Below are 16904 nucleotides of genomic sequence, written 5' to 3' on the forward strand. Positions count from 1 at the left end.
TCAGTCGTTGCCAAAAAGATCCCTGGTGTAGACCTTGTCGGCGACATCACTCAGCTCTTCGCTCATCCGGTTGGAGAGGATCACATCCGAAAGGGCCTTGAACTCCTCAAGTGAGTCGATCACTTTCGAGTTGAAGAAATGCGGCTCGTTTAGCACCGGCTCATAGACCACCACTTCAATTCCCTTCGCCTTGATCCGCTTCATGATCCCCTGGATGGCCGAGGCTCGGAAGTTATCAGAGCCAGCCTTCATCACCAGACGATAGATACCGACGGTTTTTGGGTTGCGCCGCACCACCGACTCGGCGATGAAGTCCTTGCGCGTGGTGTTGGCATCGACAATGGCCCGGATGAGGTTGTTGGGCACGCTGGCATAGTTGGCCAGCAACTGCTTGGTGTCTTTGGGCAGGCAGTAGCCCCCATAGCCAAACGAGGGGTTGTTGTAGTGATTGCCAATGCGCGGATCCAGCCCGACCCCATCGATGATCTGACGGCTGTCCAGCCCGTTGCTCTGGGCATAGGTATCGAGCTCGTTGAAAAAAGCCACCCGCATCGCCAGATAAGTATTGGCAAACAGCTTGATCGCTTCCGCCTCGGTGCTATCGGTGAACAGAACGGGGATATCCGCTTTGTGTGCCCCCTCGACCAGCAGGCTGGCAAAGCGCTGCGCCCGCGCCGAACGTTCCCCGACTATGATGCGCGACGGGTACAGGTTGTCGTAGAGGGCACGCCCCTCGCGCAGGAATTCGGGCGAGAAGATGAGATTGTCACACCCCGTCTCCTCCTTGAGGCGTTGGGTATAACCGACCGGGATGGTCGACTTAATGACCATGACGGCGGCAGGATTGATGGCCATCACATCGCGCACCACGGACTCCACCGAGCGGGTATTGAAGTAGTTGGTCTCGGGATCGTAATCGGTCGGGGTGGCGATGATGACAAACTCCGCCCCCCGATAGGCCTGCTCCTTGTCGAGGGTGGCGCTGAAGTTCGCCATCCCCTTGGCCAGAAAGGATTCGATCTCCTTATCCGCGATCGGCGACTGCCCATGGTTGAGCATCTCTATCTTGTCGGCGACGATGTCGAGCGCCACGACCTCATGGTGCTGCGCCAGCAACATGGCATTTGACAGCCCAACATACCCAGTACCCACCACTGCAATTTTCATCTCAACACCTTCAATGACATTTATTGCCCGCTCCTGCGCCGCCATGGCCACGCCCATCATCGCGTCTCACTGAGCGAAGAGCGTGCCCCCGGCCGGTGTTAACCCACCGGCAGCGCGGCGATAGCGCTGGAGAAGGAGCGCATGATAGCAAAATCCGAAGGGGCTGGAGATCATCTCTTCTCTTGCCTGACAGCGCCTGATGCCACACTCGCCGCCCCCAGCAGCGATGCATCCTGCGGATAGAGCAGCAGCGCATCGCGCCTGAGTTGCTCGGCCTGGGTCTTTTCCCCCAGTATCCGCAGCGCCGTCACCATGTTGCCATAGATGGCTGAGCGCGGCGTGTGCCGAACAAACTCACTGCCCCATTGGACATAGGCCCGCAGCTCGGCGAGATCTCGACGTTGCATGGCCGCGCCAAAACGCACCGAATTGACATCAAACTCCACCCGATTCAGCCAGGCCACCGGATTGATGATCTGGAGCAATAGCTCGGGCTGTTTATAACCACCGCGCTCATACTTGGTCACCACCCAGGCCGTGTGCAACGCAGTCAGCATGAAAGGCACCACGACGAGGGGAATGCCAAGAGCAAGAAATCGCAGCAGCAGGGTATGGGGGTAGGCAATCACGCGGATCTGCGGCTTGTCGGCCATTTCACACTCTTCATCGATGTACCAGATGAGGGTCAGGAAGACGATCCAGTGAGCAATCGAGTGATAGAAGGGGTACTCGGTCTGGGTATGCAGTGCTATCGGTGTCACCAGCGCCAACAGCGCCAGCCGTTTCGACCACCGTTGACTGCGCAGGCGCCACAGCAGTAGCAATCCCATGCCAATGATCCCCAGCATGGGCAGCAATCCCCCCTCGACGCCCCAATAAAGCAGCTCGTTATGGGGGTGATCGAGGTTGTACTCAATCTGAGGCATTGCAGGATAGAGTGCCTTGTCGGCCATATATTGCTGAAGGAACGTCACCTCAAATGAGCCAAATCCCCAGCCAGAGAGCGGCCTTTCCAAAATGAGGTGCCACGCATAGGGCCAGTAAATCGAACGCATTCCCCCCGATTGGTAGGCCTCCAGTCCGCGATGCATCCCCTCCCCCCAGTAAAGGGAAATACCGCCCAATACGCCCCCCAGGATGACGGGCAACAACGAGCGACAAACTCTTCGCTCATGGCGCAAGTAAGGGAGCAACAGGAGCAGGAGCAACGCCCCTCCTAACTGGCCCACCCTCGATTGCAGCACGATCAGCAGCAAAGAGGTTCCCACCATCACGCCCCCCAGCCAGAGCCGGGTTAAACGCGATGCGCTCGGAGAATCCAGCCACAGCGCCAACGCAAGACCAGTGGCCATGAAACTGGCCATCACATTGGGCTGCTGGAAAATGCCATAAGGGCGATTAGCCCGGGTGTCATAACCAAGCCAGTTGCCCGGAGATAACAGGTAAAACTGCACCAATCCCAGGAGCATCTCTACCGTCACCGCGCCAAGCAGCACGAAGAGCAAGCGGCGCCGATCCTGGCAAGACCAACCCCATTGATACAGAGAAAAGAGCAGCCCCCCTCCCCCAATCACCCCCAACATTCTCGGCACGGCATAATCGCGGATTGGGCTATCGGACCAGAAAAAAGGGAGCAACAACAGCATGGCGCACAGCGCCCAGTAAGCATTCAGGCGAGAGTAGCGTAATGCACTATTTTGCGTTGCATGCCACAGCCCCATCCCCAACATGAGACTTAAAAAGACCCATGCCCATGCATTAAAAGGCAGATAGAGTGCAGAGCCCCCCGGATTGTGCATAAAAAAATGCATCAGCCCGAGACACCAGAGACCCCATCCCCCCCAAAACGCCACGCTGGCTTTCATGTTTACCCCTTGAGCAGATATGAAAAAGGAGGCTAAAGCCTCCTCATATACATTACCGCATTTTACGCCATCTTTGGTCTGCGAAAGGCGTGCTGGATCAATACGATACCAATTCCCAGCATGCCACCGAGCAAGGTGGCAAGTACCACCACAAGGGGGCGTTTGGGCTTGTCGCGAGTCAGCGGCTCTTCCGGGGCATCCAGATAGATAAAGGGTTGAAAATGCAGATCATCCAACTTAAGGGCCTTGAGGCGATCAATTTTGCTCTGCAGTTCGGCCAGCTTGGGCTGATAGACTGTGAGATCGATTGATTTGAGCACCTTCAGGCGCGCCTCCAAACCTTTGGTGCCCAGCATGATGGCAAACCGATCGTTGTCGGCATAATTCTCAAGGGGAGTCGAGACCCCTGCCGCACGCGCCACCTCAGCACTCAACTCGGTATTGGCAACATCGCGCTTCAGAGCCAAAGTGGCGTCTTCTTTCACCATCTTGAGCTGGGTTTCCAAGGAGTCGAGCATATGCTCCTGCGACGCTTTTAGCTCTTCAATTAAACTTTCTCGTTGTTGCTCAACGACATAGTTAATATAGCCTTGCGTCATCTGCAGCGAGTTTTCCGCCGTATCAGCAGAAAGTGACAACGCAATACCAGGCAACTCTTTTTTCTTGTCAACCGGCTCAGCCTGGATCAACTCGGCCCATTTTCTGACCCAGCGACGTTGCCCCTTGGTATCCAGAGCCTGCTCTTTGACTTCCTGCGCGAAGAGGTCGCTGGCCAGTAAGAAATCACGACGACGGTCATAGGCATTGAAACGTTGCACGAAATCATTAAACACCTCTTGCTCAGAGGGAATGCCAGATAAACCAACCAAGTCAGCCTGGAGCTTTAGACGATTGAGCGATGCCAGCTCTTTTGATTGCGGCAGATCGATAACCGCTTTGGTTGACCAAACCTGAGGCGCTAACAGGGCATAGACGATACCGACAACTGCAAATAGCGACGTGGTTGCAACAATCAACCATTTGCGCTGCCACAACGCCATACAAAGCTCACGCAGATCAAGCGAATCGTCATCACTCACCGTCCACCCGCTCGGCAGTTGGCCACCCATGGAGTTGATCTCATTTTTATTCATAGACTTCTCATTTAGCATCGTCGTTAGTATCAAACGCGCTCTCATCCCACAAAGGGGCATTATCATCCTTGTCTGAGAGACGCAGCGGCACATTCTCTAACAAGGGCCAGTCAATTGCCAGCATTGGGTCGTCCCAGCGAATCGCTCGTTCATCTGGTTGGCTGTAATGCGCTGTGCATTCATAGACAATGTCTGCCTGCGGGCTCAAGACATAAAAACCGTGGGCAAAACCGGGGGGGATCCACAGTGAATCAGCACGCTCTTCACAGAGGTACTCCCCCACCCATTGGCCAAAGGTTGGAGAATCAGGGCGAAGATCCACCGCCACATCAAAGATACGACCGGTAATAACGTGCACCAGTTTCCCTTGTGGTTTCCCTATCTGGTAATGCAAACCACGCAACGTTCCTTGTAGCGAACGGCTGTGATTGGTCTGTACAAATGAGTACTCGGCGAACGTGCAGTCCTGTTTTGATAACTCATTAAAATAGCCACGACTATCGCAGTAGCGAGATCTGGATATTAAAATAACATCTTGGATTTTATTATTCTCACTCATTACAACACTCATCTATGCTCAGGCTGACGGAGGAGCGAGCTCAACGTCGCTGATACATCATCTTGCCATGCAGGAAATTCCATCCAAAAATAGCGTGAAAATTTTTTAGTATTAAGCCTGGAATTGAGTGGGCGCAGTACCATCGAAGGATAATCATCTGATAACACAGGCTCAATTGATTTAACCTTAAATACCATCCCCATACTGCCTGCAACAGAGAAACAGTATTTTGCTAAATCATACCAAGAGGTCTCTCCTTGAGCAGCGACATGATACAACCCACTTAACTCAGGCTTATGACTTGTTACTACAACCGCATGCAATATAGCCTTAGCAAGCATGCAAGCCGACGTCGGAGCCCCAATCTGATCGCAAACAACAGAAAGGTGCTCTTTGTTCATACCCAAGGTGAGCATGGATTTTATGAAATTACGACGCCATGGACTGTGTAACCAACTGGTTCGAAATAACAGATATTTTTCACACTGCCCCATGATGGCAACTTCACCGCTCCGTTTAGTTTTTCCATATACATTGAGAGGCGCAGTCTGGTCTTCTTCACACCAAGGAATTATCCCTTGACCACCAAAAACATAATCAGTAGAAATATGAACTAACAAAATATCGTATTCAGATGCCAGTTTTGCTAGACCATCTACTGCAGCTGCATTAATCAACCATGCCAGGTCAGGTTGAGACTCCGCTAACTCCACTTTCGTGAAGGCAGCAGCATTAATAATAACATCAGGCTTCTCTTTTATAACAAAAGAACGTATTCCCTTTGTATCCTCCAAACGGCATTGTGCAGTAGTGACCTGAGTTATCTGAACAGGAAAATGGCAAGAGCACTCAATGAGTGCTCTTGCCAACTGACCATTGCCCAATAACAAGATCTTGAGCATTAACGTGCCCCAAACCCGGTCAGAATAGTTCGAATGGTTTTAAACACAATGAGCACATCCAGCCAGAGAGAGAAGTGCTTGATGTAGTAAAAATCGTGCTCGATCTTGATGCGAGTATCGTCGGCATCAGCAGCATAACCATGCACCACCTGCGCCCAACCGCTGATCCCGGGCCGCACGATATGGCGGTACATATAAAAAGGGATCTCCCGTTCGAACTGATCGACGAAGGTGCGCTGTTCAGGCCTTGGCCCAATCAGGCTCATATCCCCTTTAAGCACATTGAAAAACTGCGGTAATTCATCGATACGCAGCTTGCGGATCACCCTCCCTACCCGGGTGACGCGCATGTCGCCATCTTGGGCAAACTGGGCGCCAGCCTTTTCTGAGTCCTTGCACATGCTGCGAAACTTATAGATACAGAAATCTTGATTGCCTTTCCCTACCCGATTTTGCAGGAACATTACAGGGCCCGGACTTTCCAGCTTGATGAGGATCGCAGTCGCCAGCATCAAGGGAGAGAACAGCGGGATAGCAATCAGTGCCGCCAGAATATCCATACCCCGCTTGATGAAGGCATAGACAGGCGATGGCAATAAAGAGCCGAGCTGATTCTCGTGCAGATGATCGATCTTCACACGCCCGGTCAGGGTCTCGCTGATCTGCTTAATGTGATAGACAGGGATATGGGCCAGGGCACAGCGCGCCAGAAAGCGCTCCCACTCCCCTTCCAGTTTTTCATCCCGAAGATCTGCAACCACGGCATCATAACGAACGGCTCCGAGATCGGGTTTATCCAGCAGACGCCACTCGACCCCCTCATGCTTGAGCAGCGATTGATAAGCGCCAAAAGGCAGTAGCGCATACTTGGGCGTTCGGTAGCGACGGCCAATAAAGTAGACCAGCCAGCAGCAGAGCAAGGCCACCAGATATGATTCGAACAACACCTGACGGCTATAAGGCAGGCGCAGAAAGAAAAGAACCCCGACAAGGGCACCATAGAGGGTGGTCACCGTGGGGATCATGTAGGCCACCGGGCTGGCCCCCGGATAGCGTAGGAAACGGTGCAGTACGATCCCTGTCAGCAGAAACGCCACGAAGGCACCGCTCAGAGTATTGATCCGGACAGCATCAAGATGATGCCAAAACTCCAGGCCCCAGCGCTCTATAGCCGGCAGGCAGACCGCCAGCAAGGCCCCGAAGACGAACAAGGTAGGAGGGCTGAATAACACACGCTCATACCAGCGTGAGTGACGGCGTTGAAAAGACAAAGTTACCCCCAGAGATCGAAATAAATGTCAAAAAATACATAGTTTTCTAATTCTACTCGCGAATTCATTTTTTCAACGCGATGACGACATAGCTGAGCCAATGATACAAACTATCTGGCAAACTTAACAACAACTTGTGCCAACATATATCCCACTGACATTTCGCTGTGGTTAATTTATTTGCAAGAAATGATATTTAACTCAATCTACGTCGCGCAACGGCATATAGTATAATGTATATTTTTACAACCATCCTCAACAAAAATAAAAAGTAAAACTAGAACAAAAAACAATAGAACTCATAGCGTCAGTACAAATTTATATAATAATGTTTTATATTCAATGAGGAGCGAATGCTTCAAATATATATTATATCAATATGACTCTACCATCCGAGTAAAATGCTCAATAATAACAGTTAATAAAAACTCAGCACATATAGTTTAAAATTTAATTGATGATTTTTGATAGTCTCACTATATCTAGTCTAAATTTATTTAGATTTTGGCTTATATAAACTGGAATTTTTTAATGCAAATGAATCTAAAAAAGCATTCCATGTGATTTTGCATTGTTTAAAATCACCAACCAGTAAGCATCTTAAAAGATATCCACACGCAATGACAAACGGCTTGAACTTAACAAAAGCATTACTGCCATATTGATAGTGTATATAAAATAGATTTCTTAACATAAAATACCCTTTCCATGACCTAAGATCATTAGTTTGATTGTTAACTAATAATCTAGTTGCCTTAGCTTTAGTTGAGCACTTTATAGTAAATCCAGCATTTCTAGCCCTAATTGCATAATCAAGATCGTCATAAAAAATAAAAAAATCAGGATTCGGCATGCCAATTTTTTCAACAACACTTCTAGATATTAATGGCCCTTCAAATGGTATACCCTCAATTTCAATGTAATCATCAGAGCACTCTGGATTATATACATCAAGAACACAAGAGTTTTTGGGATTAAGCCTAAAGACACTATCAAGATCATATTTAATTGGTGATAGCTCGGCACATGACCCATCTAAGTTGAATCTAATTGGCTGTATGATGCCTTCATGCTGTAAGGCGAGCATAGTTTGAAGGCAATCAACGGAAGGCTCTAAATCATCATCCATTAACCATAAATAGTCGTAATGATATTTAGCCGCCACGTTAAATCCATAATGGAAGCCACCCGCACCACCTAAGTTATCCCCAGTATTATGGTATACAATATGAGAATGCTTATTTACTAATGATTTTACGAATACCTCTGTACCATCTGAGCTATTATTATCAACAATAATTATTTTCTTAGGCTGAAATGTTTGCTTAAGCAATGCATCTATGGTTACTACAAGCAGTTCTTTTCTGTTGTAAGTGACAACGATAACGACAACATCACTTTTATTCATTGATAAGTTCCTTCTCAGCAATATTCAATGCAGAGGCTATAACTTGGTGCATATCATAATATTTGTATTCAGCCAAACGCCCCCCAAAAATCACATTTACACAATTTTCTCTTAAGGATTTGTATCCTATATATAATGAGTTATTTTTTTTATCGTTAACTGGGTAATAATATTCATCCCCTTCTTCAAACTCTTTTGGATACTCTCTTGTTATCACTGTTTTTTCTTGCTTACCAAACTCAAAATGCTTATGTTCAATTATTCTTGTAAACTCATACTTTTTATCTATATAGTTTACAACTGCATTCCCCTGGTAATTATCCAATTCTAGGAGCTGGTGTTCGAATCTTAACGAACGATAATCTAGCTTTCCTAAAGAATAATTAAAAAAGCGATCTATTGGACCAGTATATACAATTTTTTTCGCTAATGAATTCCATTTATCTCTGTCATCAAGATAATCGACCCCAGTCTCAACCTCAATGCCATCAAGTAAATTTTCAATTAATTTGTTATAACCTCCTATCGGTATGCCTTGATATTTATCATTGAAATAATTATTATCAAAAGTATAACGAAGAGGAAGTCTCTTTATTATAAAGGCAGGCAGATCCTTACAATCACGCCCCCACTGTTTTTCTGTATATTCTTTTATTAGCGTTTCGAACACATCCCGCCCGACAAGGGATATTGCTTGTTCCTCTAAATTACTTGGCTCTTTACCTGAAAACTCTTTACTTTGCCTAAATATCATTTCTTTGGCTTCAGCAGGCGTCTTAACTCCCCACAGCTGATTAAATGTATTCATATTAAAAGGAAGGTTATATAATTTCCCCTTTGATAAGGCCATTGGCGTGTTTGTATAACGATTAAACTCGACAAACTGATTAACATAATCCCAAATAACTTTGTCATTGGTATGGAAAATATGGGCGCCATATTTATGTACATTAATGCCCTCTATATTTTCACAATAAACATTACCACCAATATGATCTCTTCGTTCAATAACTTTAACCTTCCGACCTTGTAGTTTTGCTTGATGAGCAAAGACAGCCCCAAATAAACCCGATCCCACAATCAGATAATCATACATATTAACATCTCTTCTCTGGTAGCAACGCTGTAGATTGGAATGATCTTTTATTAAAGATGAGGAAAAAGATCCCATAAATGATAAAATCGAATATTCCTGGGAATATTAAAACATCAAAGAATGCACGACCTAAAATAACCATAATCATAAATATAATAAGTGCACTACGCTTTATGGATACAGCAAGTATCATGCATAATATTACCACGTTAAATATAACGCCTATAACTCCAAATGCAACATGACCATTTAAATATGAATTATGAGGATTGAAATTAAAAGATTTAATTAACACGGTATCATGAAGATTTTTACCAAAAACAAAACTATATAGATCAAAATTACTAAAATATTCATCCAACATTAATGATCGTGGTGAATCCACCCCTTCTTTAAATTTTGTTTCATTCAAAAGATCAATAATTATATCAACATTCAGCCATAAGATAACAATAAAAACGACTAATAAAAAAGAGCTAAAAATAACAACAACCAGCCCTCTATCTCGCATGAAATTAATAGCGACTGCAACTAGAATTAAAAATGAGAAAAATATTCCTGAACGACCATATAACTCTACACAAAAATAAAACGCAATGCTTGAAATAAGTAACACTCTAAAACCTACACGTTCATTCTTTAGTGTATCAATTACTATTTTCAAAGCTAACAAAATAATTATATGTGCTGAAATATAATTATAACTAAACCCTTTCAACCATATACTTACTGCTGCATATAGAGGCATAGTGTTTAATATTGCGTAAACCTTAAAACTCAGCAATAAAAAAAACACCAGTCCTAATTGTATATTTATAACTTTTTGGATGTTAAAGAATTCTCTCCCAGCATGATATGCAAGGATAAGGCTGGACAATGAAAGTATTCCATAAAAGACCAATCGTTCCTTAGGCAAGTTGTCATTTGCCATGATGAATAAAACGATATAAAAAGCCACACAAAAAATAGTTATTATACTACTTTTGTTTACTACTTTACACTTCTTATAAATTATAAATGGAAATATTGCAGCAAACAAAATTGAGCATACAGAAAATAACAAAGCACTTTTATTATCTGTGGCCTGTGCCAATATATATGAATTAATAAAAACCAATACAACGATATCTAGTAGGCTAGATTTTTTATAGACAAACATTTCCATAATAAATACCTACTTTTTCTGCTACTTCCTCTAAATGACTCGTACCAAACATATCGACTCTTATGCCTTCAATTCCATAAGCAACAGATGAGAATAATGTCGCAATAACTTTAGGTGTAGAGTTTAAAAGAATTATTTGAAAGGGTGTCTCGTTGGGTAGGACTTCACAATCAAAATAATTTTTATAATTTGTCTGTTCTCTAGGATGAGGTTTAAATACTATATTTACACCATCAACTTCATTGATATATTTATTCACAATATCTTTATATATTTTTATTTTTTTGTCTTCTGATATAATTTGATTCTCTGATAACGGTTGAGTCAATATCACTACACTATCACTCAAGTTAACATACTCGTAATTGAATATATCATAAACCATATTTCTTATCGATTGTCCCATATTACACCAGTTAGATGCGATATTGATGATTTCAGCCTTATCTTGTAACTCTAAAGGCGTAATATCGAGCCCTGTTAATATTATTTTTTTGATTCGTTTATCGTATCCAAAACATGGTTGGTATCCAAACAATTGTCTTGTTGTATTATATAAGCTATTTTTTCTTTCGCTATTTTTAACGTAATTAGCTAAGCCATCCTCAATAAGGATAAATCCATTTATTAAAAATGGACTGGAAAAAAACAAATGATCATGCCCGACATATTTATAGTTATTTTTCTTAAAAAACAACCACACAGCAATATGGCAACAAAAAAACATTGCCACTCGCATTAAAATAGCCAAGGCTTTATTATGATTTTTAAATGATGGTACTTTTACATAATATTTTAACTTCTTGCATACCTTTTCAGGTACTCCATCTGAAACGATGAAAACGGTAGAATCAATCGATGTAGGCATATAAAAAATATATGTCATCAGACCATGAATATTGTCTATAACACAAATATTTTCAATCTGTTTATTTCTTGAAATGGAGTATGTTTTAAGAAAAAAACTATAAATCATATCAAGTTTCCCTATAGCCTCTGTAAAAAAACAAACCCCATGGCAATTCAATAACTCTCGATGCAATAAACCAAGTAATAAGAAAACGTAACAACATTGAAAATGAATATGCGATAGCAGCCCCAGTGATCCCTAACCATTTTATAAGGAAATACATTAGCAATATGTTCAATATCCCACACGAAATCGTAGCTACAGATAACCTCCCTGTTTTCCTTGCATAGAATATATAGTTTGTCACCATTAAATACATTCCACTGAATGCCTGTCCAAGACATAACCAACCAATAACAGAACTAGCTCGTTGATATTCTTCTCCTGCGACCCATGAGATAACCCAAGGCCCAATAAGAAATGAAAGAATACCTAAAAAGAGGACAACAATAAAAAATAAATATGTTAACTTAACTACTTTAGCCAATCGCAGTGGATCTTTATCTGCTAAAATTCGGAATAACCATGGAACCAATGCTTTATTAATTGCATCGAATACGACTGCCATTCCCAGGCTAAGCTGCACAGCAAGCATATAGATACCAGCCTCTGCCACGCCCAATTCCTGATTGATGAAGAACCTGTCCACCGAACTCAACAAAAAAATACCAAATACATGTGGAACCAGAGGAATTCCAAAAGAAAGCGCCTCTTTGAAAAACGCCTTCTTCAGGGGCAATAAAAGCAGCAAGCGATCCCGATAGAGCAACAGCAGCCCTAATCCTGCATACACGACACTGGTAGCCATCAGCGCATCAACACGTCCTGCGGCGCCCTGCTGAAACCCGATAATCAACGCCAACGACAATATCAGTACAAGGACACTTTGGCTGACTTGCATGACGCCGAAAGAAACGGCCCTCTCCCTGATTTGCCACTGTCCCAATCTGAACTGAATAATGAAATTGGCACTTGAAATAACAAGAGCAAAATACACCCATGAGGTGGGTATATTCAGCCATTGACTGAGCTCTGCCGACAAAAAGAAGCAGACAACCCAGAGGGTCAATGAGCTGAGCAGCAGGATATGCAGGCAGGTGCCATTGAACAGGGCCAGGGCAGAAGCATCGTGCTTGTCATAGAATTTGCGGTTGGCAGCTCCTACTGCATTTAGCCCTGTCAATGCGGCCAGCCCCGTGATCAGTGTCTGAAACATGGCTATCTGACCGTATTCATCAGGGGTCAGATAGCGCGTCAATATGGGCAGTAACAGGAACGGGACTAAGGCATTTAATATATTCGAGGCCAAATAAATCGTTGAGTTTCTCAGCAACCCTGTTAGTTTCAACATGCCTCGTCATCCAGCCGTTTCACGATTTTCGCGGGGTTACCGCAGGCAACGACACGTGGAGGAATAGAGCGAGTAACCACACTGCCCGCCCCAACGACACTGTTTTCGCCAATACTTACACCAGGAAGAATAATAGCGTTTGCGCCAATCCAGGCACCTTTGCCAATACTGACCGGCTTAACATCCTGATGCCCCTGCTGAATAATAGGCTTGGTGACGTCATTAAATGCATGATTGGACACATAGATATGAACCCCGGACCCCAGCATTGCATTTTCTTCGATTGATATCTGGATAGATAAGTCTGATTGAGGGGATGCAAAAAGCATAGTACCTGGTCTTATGACGACATTTTTTCCCAAGGAAATCCTGCTGGTTTCAATCGCATAAGCACCAAGACGAAAATCAGCTCCCTCCCCAAAATATGAAAATTTGCGCATGCAAATTTTATGGGCCAGTCGCCTTGAAAAGAAGAGGAAATAAGTCAGGGGCATGTCAGGCCCTAACCGAGGGGCCGACCAAAGAAATTTCAATCTTTCTATTATTCTTCTCATAGCGAAAAACCATCATCTACTATGATATTTTGCCCAGTCACATACTTGGCCTGATCTGACAACAGGAACATAATGCTGCCGATGATCTCCGATACATCCAGCATGCCTGCACCATGGGTGTGGCTCTTATATGCTTGGCAAAACGCATCTGGCTGATGATCAAATATGCCACCCGGGCTCACGTTGTTCACCCTGAAACGGCTGTCATTGACATATGCTACCGCATACTTGCTCAAGTGCTGTATCGCGGATTTGATCGCCGCATACTCGACCGGCATGGTCATTTTAGTATTGTTGTAAATATCAAACTTAGGTGCAACAACACCATATATGGATGAAATATTGACTAATGAAAAGGCTGTTTCATGGGCTTTGAAATAAGAAGCACATTGCTGGGTAAATAGGAAAGCACTGCCAAGATGGAGTGAAATATTTTCATTGAAACTGGCAAGGGACACATCAAAAAAATGTGCGCCATAGGTTTTGTTTCTCGGATAAGTCGTGTTGACAGCACCATCCATATATTCTTGTTGTGCAAAAAATGCCTTGAGGCTTTCCTCACTGGTCACATCCAGTTGTATCAACGTCAGATTGTCGTCTGCCGTATCCACCCCCTGAGTGGCAAGACGCTGGGCCGTGGCATCGACATTGATATCTGCCGCGATAACTTTGCCGCCCTGGGCAAGAATGGCAGGCACCAGACGAGAGCCCAGCAAGCCGCCAGCACCGGCCACCAGAATGCGTTTTTCGTTCAACAGATGTTCCATTATTTCTGCTCTCCTACGATAGCTTCTGCCAGTTTGAAGTCGTAAATATCGTCAATATCGACAGCTCGCTCTTTCGGCACTTCGATGCTGGTGACTTTCCCCGAGAACAGCCCGTAGTGTTCAAGCACAAAGGCAGGTGTCGTCGCATATACCACGGTCGTGATATCAAAAACCGGAGGCGCATCCTGACGTCGAGCAACATCGCCCGTCGGTTTATTGACCAACTCGACCCAGCCATCCACCGTTTCCTTTACCATGTTGAAATAGGGACTGCGGTTGGCTGGCGTGACGGAGATACAGATATCGGCATTCTGCTCACGACGTTTGGCAATGGCTGCTTCAACATCACTCACACTGCGCAGCGGACTGGTTGCTGGCAAGCTGATGAAGCCATCGAATGCCCCATAATGCTCGGTCGTCCATTCAATGGCATGTCGCCAAGACAGCCACTCCGGGCTGGTATCTGTCGCCAATTCGGATGGGCGCTCGATAACCACCGCGCCGGATGAGATTGCAACGCTAGCAATGGCAGCATCATCCGTAGAAACAAACACCTGGCTAATCGATGGTGATGCCAGCGCCGTATCTATGGAATATTGCAACAAAGGTTTTCCCGCCAATGGACGAATGTTTTTTCCTGGCAACCCTTTTGAGCCGCCCCGGGCGAAAATGAACGCAAAATTTTTCATCTGATTCGAGATCCGGTTACGTGTTATCGATGATGAGAGTACGCTTTGATTGCTTCGATCAGTGCAACCGTTCGTGTGGCGTCATCGATAGAGATGCAGTGATGCTTGGCACCCTGAATAAGATTGACAAAATCGGCAATCATGCCGAGGTACATCTGGTTTTTATCCCAGTCGGGCTCACAATGAATGACCTCAGTACCGTTGGCCGAGCTCAATGAGACCGAATTTTGAATCAGGTCCCATTCCAGCGTACCTTCACTGCCAATTACGCGGCATTTGCGATGTGCTTTTCGTTGGAGAAAATCCAGATGAACAGTGGCAATGGCGCCAGTTTTGTCGCCAAGAATGATATCGGCCATGTCCTCAACCGACAGGCCAAGCTCTTCGGAAGAAGACAAGCTTGCATATTTTACTTGAAGTGGACCAAACAGCCACTGGATATAATCGAACTCGTGACTGAGCTCCAGCAATACCCCTCCCCCCAGCTCTGCACGAGCAGATACACTGTGTCGAAAATCTTTGCTGGGGCGCCAATCAGGCAGGTATTGCCCGGTTTCAACCTGGACATGGTAGCAACGGCCCACTTTCTGCTCAGTCAACAGATCTTTCATGAGCATGGCCGACGGTAAATAACGAAGGCAATATCCGACAGCCACTGGAGTATTGTGCTCATGGCTGGCAACCTGAATGGCCTCACAATCGGCAAGTGATGCCGCCAGGGGTTTTTCAATCAGAACTGGAATGCCCGCTTTTATCAGAGGGATGGCATGGGCAGCATGCAATGTCGCAGGGGACGCGATGATCGCAAACTCAATGCGATGCTGGATAAGTTCCTCTACTGAAGAGACAAGTGCATCACAATCATTGATATCCGCTGCGGCAGCCTGACCACTGGCTGACATGGCATAGATGGAAGCGGATGGATAAAGGTGCTTTAAATTTCTTCTGTGACGAACCGAGATATTACCGAGGCCAACGACAGCAATACGTTCCATTATGAGTGCAGCCCCAGTGAAGATATATCCGATTGAGCACGATGAAAGTCTTCCATGCGACCGATATCCAGCCAGTATTCATGGATAGGGAACATCAATACTTGCTTGTCTGCCTGCATGTGTCGTTCAAGCAGTGTCGGCATATCGACACGCTCACCTTTCTGCACAGATTGGACGATATGGGGGCCAACGACATAAATTCCGGCATTGACAAAGAAATGATGGACCGGCTTTTCAATCATGCTGGTGATCTTGTTTCCCTCACCCGTGATGACGCCGTAAGGAATTTGGTAATCATATTCACGCACACACATGGTGGCATCAGCACCGTTTTCCACATGAAAATCGAGCAGGCGATTGAAATCCACTGTGGTAAGCACGTCGCCATTAATCATGATAAGCGGCAGGGCAGGGATGTCGGCGGGCAGCAGACCCAAAGCGCCGCCGGTTCCCAGAGGGGTATCTTCATAGACGTAGCGAATATTGGCACCCCAAGCTGAGCCATCGCCAAAATAGCCGGTGATCTGCTCGGGCATATAGTGGGTGGAGATGTAGATGTTCTTGAACCCCGCCTTGAGGAACTGGCTGAGCAAGGTCTCCAGTATGGGTTTGTCCCCCACCTTGAGCATGGGCTTAGGGCAGTTGTCGGTGAGCGGGCGCAGACGGGTACCAAACCCCCCCGCCATGATGAAGACGGGATTGTCATAGCTCGGCGCTTTTGCCGCCTGCTCCCAGGTTTCCAGCCCAATCAGCCTGCCAGCATCGTCGACCACCGGCAGGGAAAGAATACTGCGCTCACGCATGGTTTCCAGCAACTGCGCACGGGTCAGTTTGGCCGAGACAGTAATGGGGGTGGGGTTCATCACGGCCGTGACGCTTTGCGTCAGGGAGACATTGTTCAGGATGGCGCGGCGAACATCGCCATCGGTCACGACCCCGAGCAAATGCTGCTTTTCATCTACCACGAGGCAGACCCTCAGTGCAGCAGCATTAATCACCGTCAGCGCATCACGCACCGTATGTTCGGTGGACAACACTACTTTTTCCCAATTTTTGCTCATTCAATCTATCC

At 45.7% G+C, this 16904-nt stretch carries 16 protein-coding genes; all 16 read right to left on the reverse strand.

The features are described 5' to 3' along the window. Nucleotides 1-1167 (reverse strand): nucleotide sugar dehydrogenase, encoded by a 1167-nt coding sequence (locus tag FE240_RS09995; protein ID WP_193000635.1) that lies wholly within the window; start codon nt 1165-1167, stop codon nt 1-3. A 170-nt stretch (nt 1168-1337) separates the two neighbouring features. After that, nucleotides 1338-3032 (reverse strand): PglL family O-oligosaccharyltransferase, encoded by a 1695-nt coding sequence (locus tag FE240_RS10000; protein ID WP_193000637.1) that lies wholly within the window; start codon nt 3030-3032, stop codon nt 1338-1340. A 62-nt stretch (nt 3033-3094) separates the two neighbouring features. Next, nucleotides 3095-4165: an LPS O-antigen chain length determinant protein WzzB gene (locus tag FE240_RS10005; protein WP_193000639.1), complete on the reverse strand. Its 1071-nt coding sequence runs from the start codon at nt 4163-4165 to the stop codon at nt 3095-3097. A gap of 7 nt (nt 4166-4172) precedes the next feature. Continuing rightward, nucleotides 4173-4724 carry a dTDP-4-dehydrorhamnose 3,5-epimerase gene (rfbC, locus tag FE240_RS10010; RefSeq protein WP_404800019.1) on the reverse strand — a complete coding sequence of 184 codons (552 nt, stop codon included), beginning with the start codon at nt 4722-4724 and terminating at the stop codon, nt 4173-4175. Between the two features lie 8 nt (nt 4725-4732). After that, nucleotides 4733-5626: a dTDP-4-dehydrorhamnose reductase gene (gene rfbD, locus FE240_RS10015; protein WP_193000643.1), complete on the reverse strand. Its 894-nt coding sequence runs from the start codon at nt 5624-5626 to the stop codon at nt 4733-4735. After that, nucleotides 5626-6858, reverse strand: coding sequence for a sugar transferase (locus tag FE240_RS10020; protein ID WP_226798783.1), 1233 nt, complete (start codon nt 6856-6858; stop codon nt 5626-5628). The genes rfbD and FE240_RS10020 overlap by 1 nt, the downstream gene beginning before the upstream one ends. Before the next feature lie 532 nt (nt 6859-7390). Beyond that, on the reverse strand, nt 7391-8305 hold the full coding sequence (locus tag FE240_RS10025) for a glycosyltransferase family 2 protein (RefSeq protein ID WP_193000647.1): 915 nt from the start codon (nt 8303-8305) through the stop codon (nt 7391-7393). After that, a complete protein-coding gene (glf, locus tag FE240_RS10030; protein ID WP_193000649.1) occupies nt 8298-9401 on the reverse strand; it encodes a UDP-galactopyranose mutase in 1104 nt (367 codons plus the stop codon). The genes FE240_RS10025 and glf overlap by 8 nt, the downstream gene beginning before the upstream one ends. A 1-nt stretch (nt 9402) precedes the next feature. Beyond that, the gene (locus FE240_RS10035; RefSeq protein ID WP_193000651.1) at nt 9403-10566 is read right to left on the reverse strand and encodes a hypothetical protein; all 1164 of its coding nucleotides are present in this window, start codon (nt 10564-10566) and stop codon (nt 9403-9405) included. Then, the gene (locus FE240_RS10040) at nt 10547-11542 is read right to left on the reverse strand and encodes a glycosyltransferase family 52 (RefSeq protein ID WP_193000653.1); all 996 of its coding nucleotides are present in this window, start codon (nt 11540-11542) and stop codon (nt 10547-10549) included. The genes FE240_RS10035 and FE240_RS10040 overlap by 20 nt, the downstream gene beginning before the upstream one ends. 1 nt (nt 11543) lies before the next feature. Beyond that, nucleotides 11544-12827 (reverse strand): lipopolysaccharide biosynthesis protein, encoded by a 1284-nt coding sequence (locus tag FE240_RS10045; protein WP_193000655.1) that lies wholly within the window; start codon nt 12825-12827, stop codon nt 11544-11546. Next, on the reverse strand, nt 12821-13321 hold the full coding sequence (locus FE240_RS10050) for an acyltransferase (protein WP_226798784.1): 501 nt from the start codon (nt 13319-13321) through the stop codon (nt 12821-12823). Before FE240_RS10050 ends, FE240_RS10045 begins: the two co-directional genes overlap by 7 nt. A gap of 56 nt (nt 13322-13377) precedes the next feature. Further along, nucleotides 13378-14148 (reverse strand): oxidoreductase, encoded by a 771-nt coding sequence (locus FE240_RS10055; RefSeq protein ID WP_193000659.1) that lies wholly within the window; start codon nt 14146-14148, stop codon nt 13378-13380. Further along, complete coding sequence (locus tag FE240_RS10060; protein WP_193000661.1) at nt 14148-14837, reverse strand: acylneuraminate cytidylyltransferase family protein; 690 nt, start codon at nt 14835-14837, stop codon at nt 14148-14150. Before FE240_RS10060 ends, FE240_RS10055 begins: the two co-directional genes overlap by 1 nt. Before the next feature lie 23 nt (nt 14838-14860). Then, nucleotides 14861-15832 (reverse strand): Gfo/Idh/MocA family protein, encoded by a 972-nt coding sequence (locus tag FE240_RS10065; protein ID WP_193000663.1) that lies wholly within the window; start codon nt 15830-15832, stop codon nt 14861-14863. After that, nucleotides 15832-16893: a nucleotidyltransferase family protein gene (locus FE240_RS10070; RefSeq protein WP_193000665.1), complete on the reverse strand. Its 1062-nt coding sequence runs from the start codon at nt 16891-16893 to the stop codon at nt 15832-15834. The genes FE240_RS10065 and FE240_RS10070 overlap by 1 nt, the downstream gene beginning before the upstream one ends. Nucleotides 16894-16904: the final 11 nt, after the last annotated feature.

The organism is Aeromonas simiae, from assembly GCF_014892695.1.
GTDB lineage: Bacteria > Pseudomonadota > Gammaproteobacteria > Enterobacterales > Aeromonadaceae > Aeromonas > Aeromonas simiae.

Coding starts and splice junctions, on each gene's coding strand:
- FE240_RS09995 (WP_193000635.1), bottom strand. CDS start 1,167: ATGAAAATTGCAGTGGTGGGTACTGGGTATGTTGGGCTGTCAAATGCC.
- FE240_RS10000 (WP_193000637.1), bottom strand. CDS start 3,032: ATGAAAGCCAGCGTGGCGTTTTGGGGGGGATGGGGTCTCTGGTGTCTC.
- FE240_RS10005 (WP_193000639.1), bottom strand. CDS start 4,165: ATGAATAAAAATGAGATCAACTCCATGGGTGGCCAACTGCCGAGCGGG.
- rfbC (WP_404800019.1), bottom strand. CDS start 4,724: ATGAGTGAGAATAATAAAATCCAAGATGTTATTTTAATATCCAGATCT.
- rfbD (WP_193000643.1), bottom strand. CDS start 5,626: ATGCTCAAGATCTTGTTATTGGGCAATGGTCAGTTGGCAAGAGCACTC.
- FE240_RS10025 (WP_193000647.1), bottom strand. CDS start 8,305: ATGAATAAAAGTGATGTTGTCGTTATCGTTGTCACTTACAACAGAAAA.
- glf (WP_193000649.1), bottom strand. CDS start 9,401: ATGTATGATTATCTGATTGTGGGATCGGGTTTATTTGGGGCTGTCTTT.
- FE240_RS10035 (WP_193000651.1), bottom strand. CDS start 10,566: ATGGAAATGTTTGTCTATAAAAAATCTAGCCTACTAGATATCGTTGTA.
- FE240_RS10040 (WP_193000653.1), bottom strand. CDS start 11,542: ATGATTTATAGTTTTTTTCTTAAAACATACTCCATTTCAAGAAATAAA.
- FE240_RS10045 (WP_193000655.1), bottom strand. CDS start 12,827: ATGTTGAAACTAACAGGGTTGCTGAGAAACTCAACGATTTATTTGGCC.
- FE240_RS10050 (WP_226798784.1), bottom strand. CDS start 13,321: ATGCCCCTGACTTATTTCCTCTTCTTTTCAAGGCGACTGGCCCATAAA.
- FE240_RS10055 (WP_193000659.1), bottom strand. CDS start 14,148: ATGGAACATCTGTTGAACGAAAAACGCATTCTGGTGGCCGGTGCTGGC.
- FE240_RS10060 (WP_193000661.1), bottom strand. CDS start 14,837: ATGAAAAATTTTGCGTTCATTTTCGCCCGGGGCGGCTCAAAAGGGTTG.
- FE240_RS10065 (WP_193000663.1), bottom strand. CDS start 15,832: ATGGAACGTATTGCTGTCGTTGGCCTCGGTAATATCTCGGTTCGTCAC.
- FE240_RS10070 (WP_193000665.1), bottom strand. CDS start 16,893: ATGAGCAAAAATTGGGAAAAAGTAGTGTTGTCCACCGAACATACGGTG.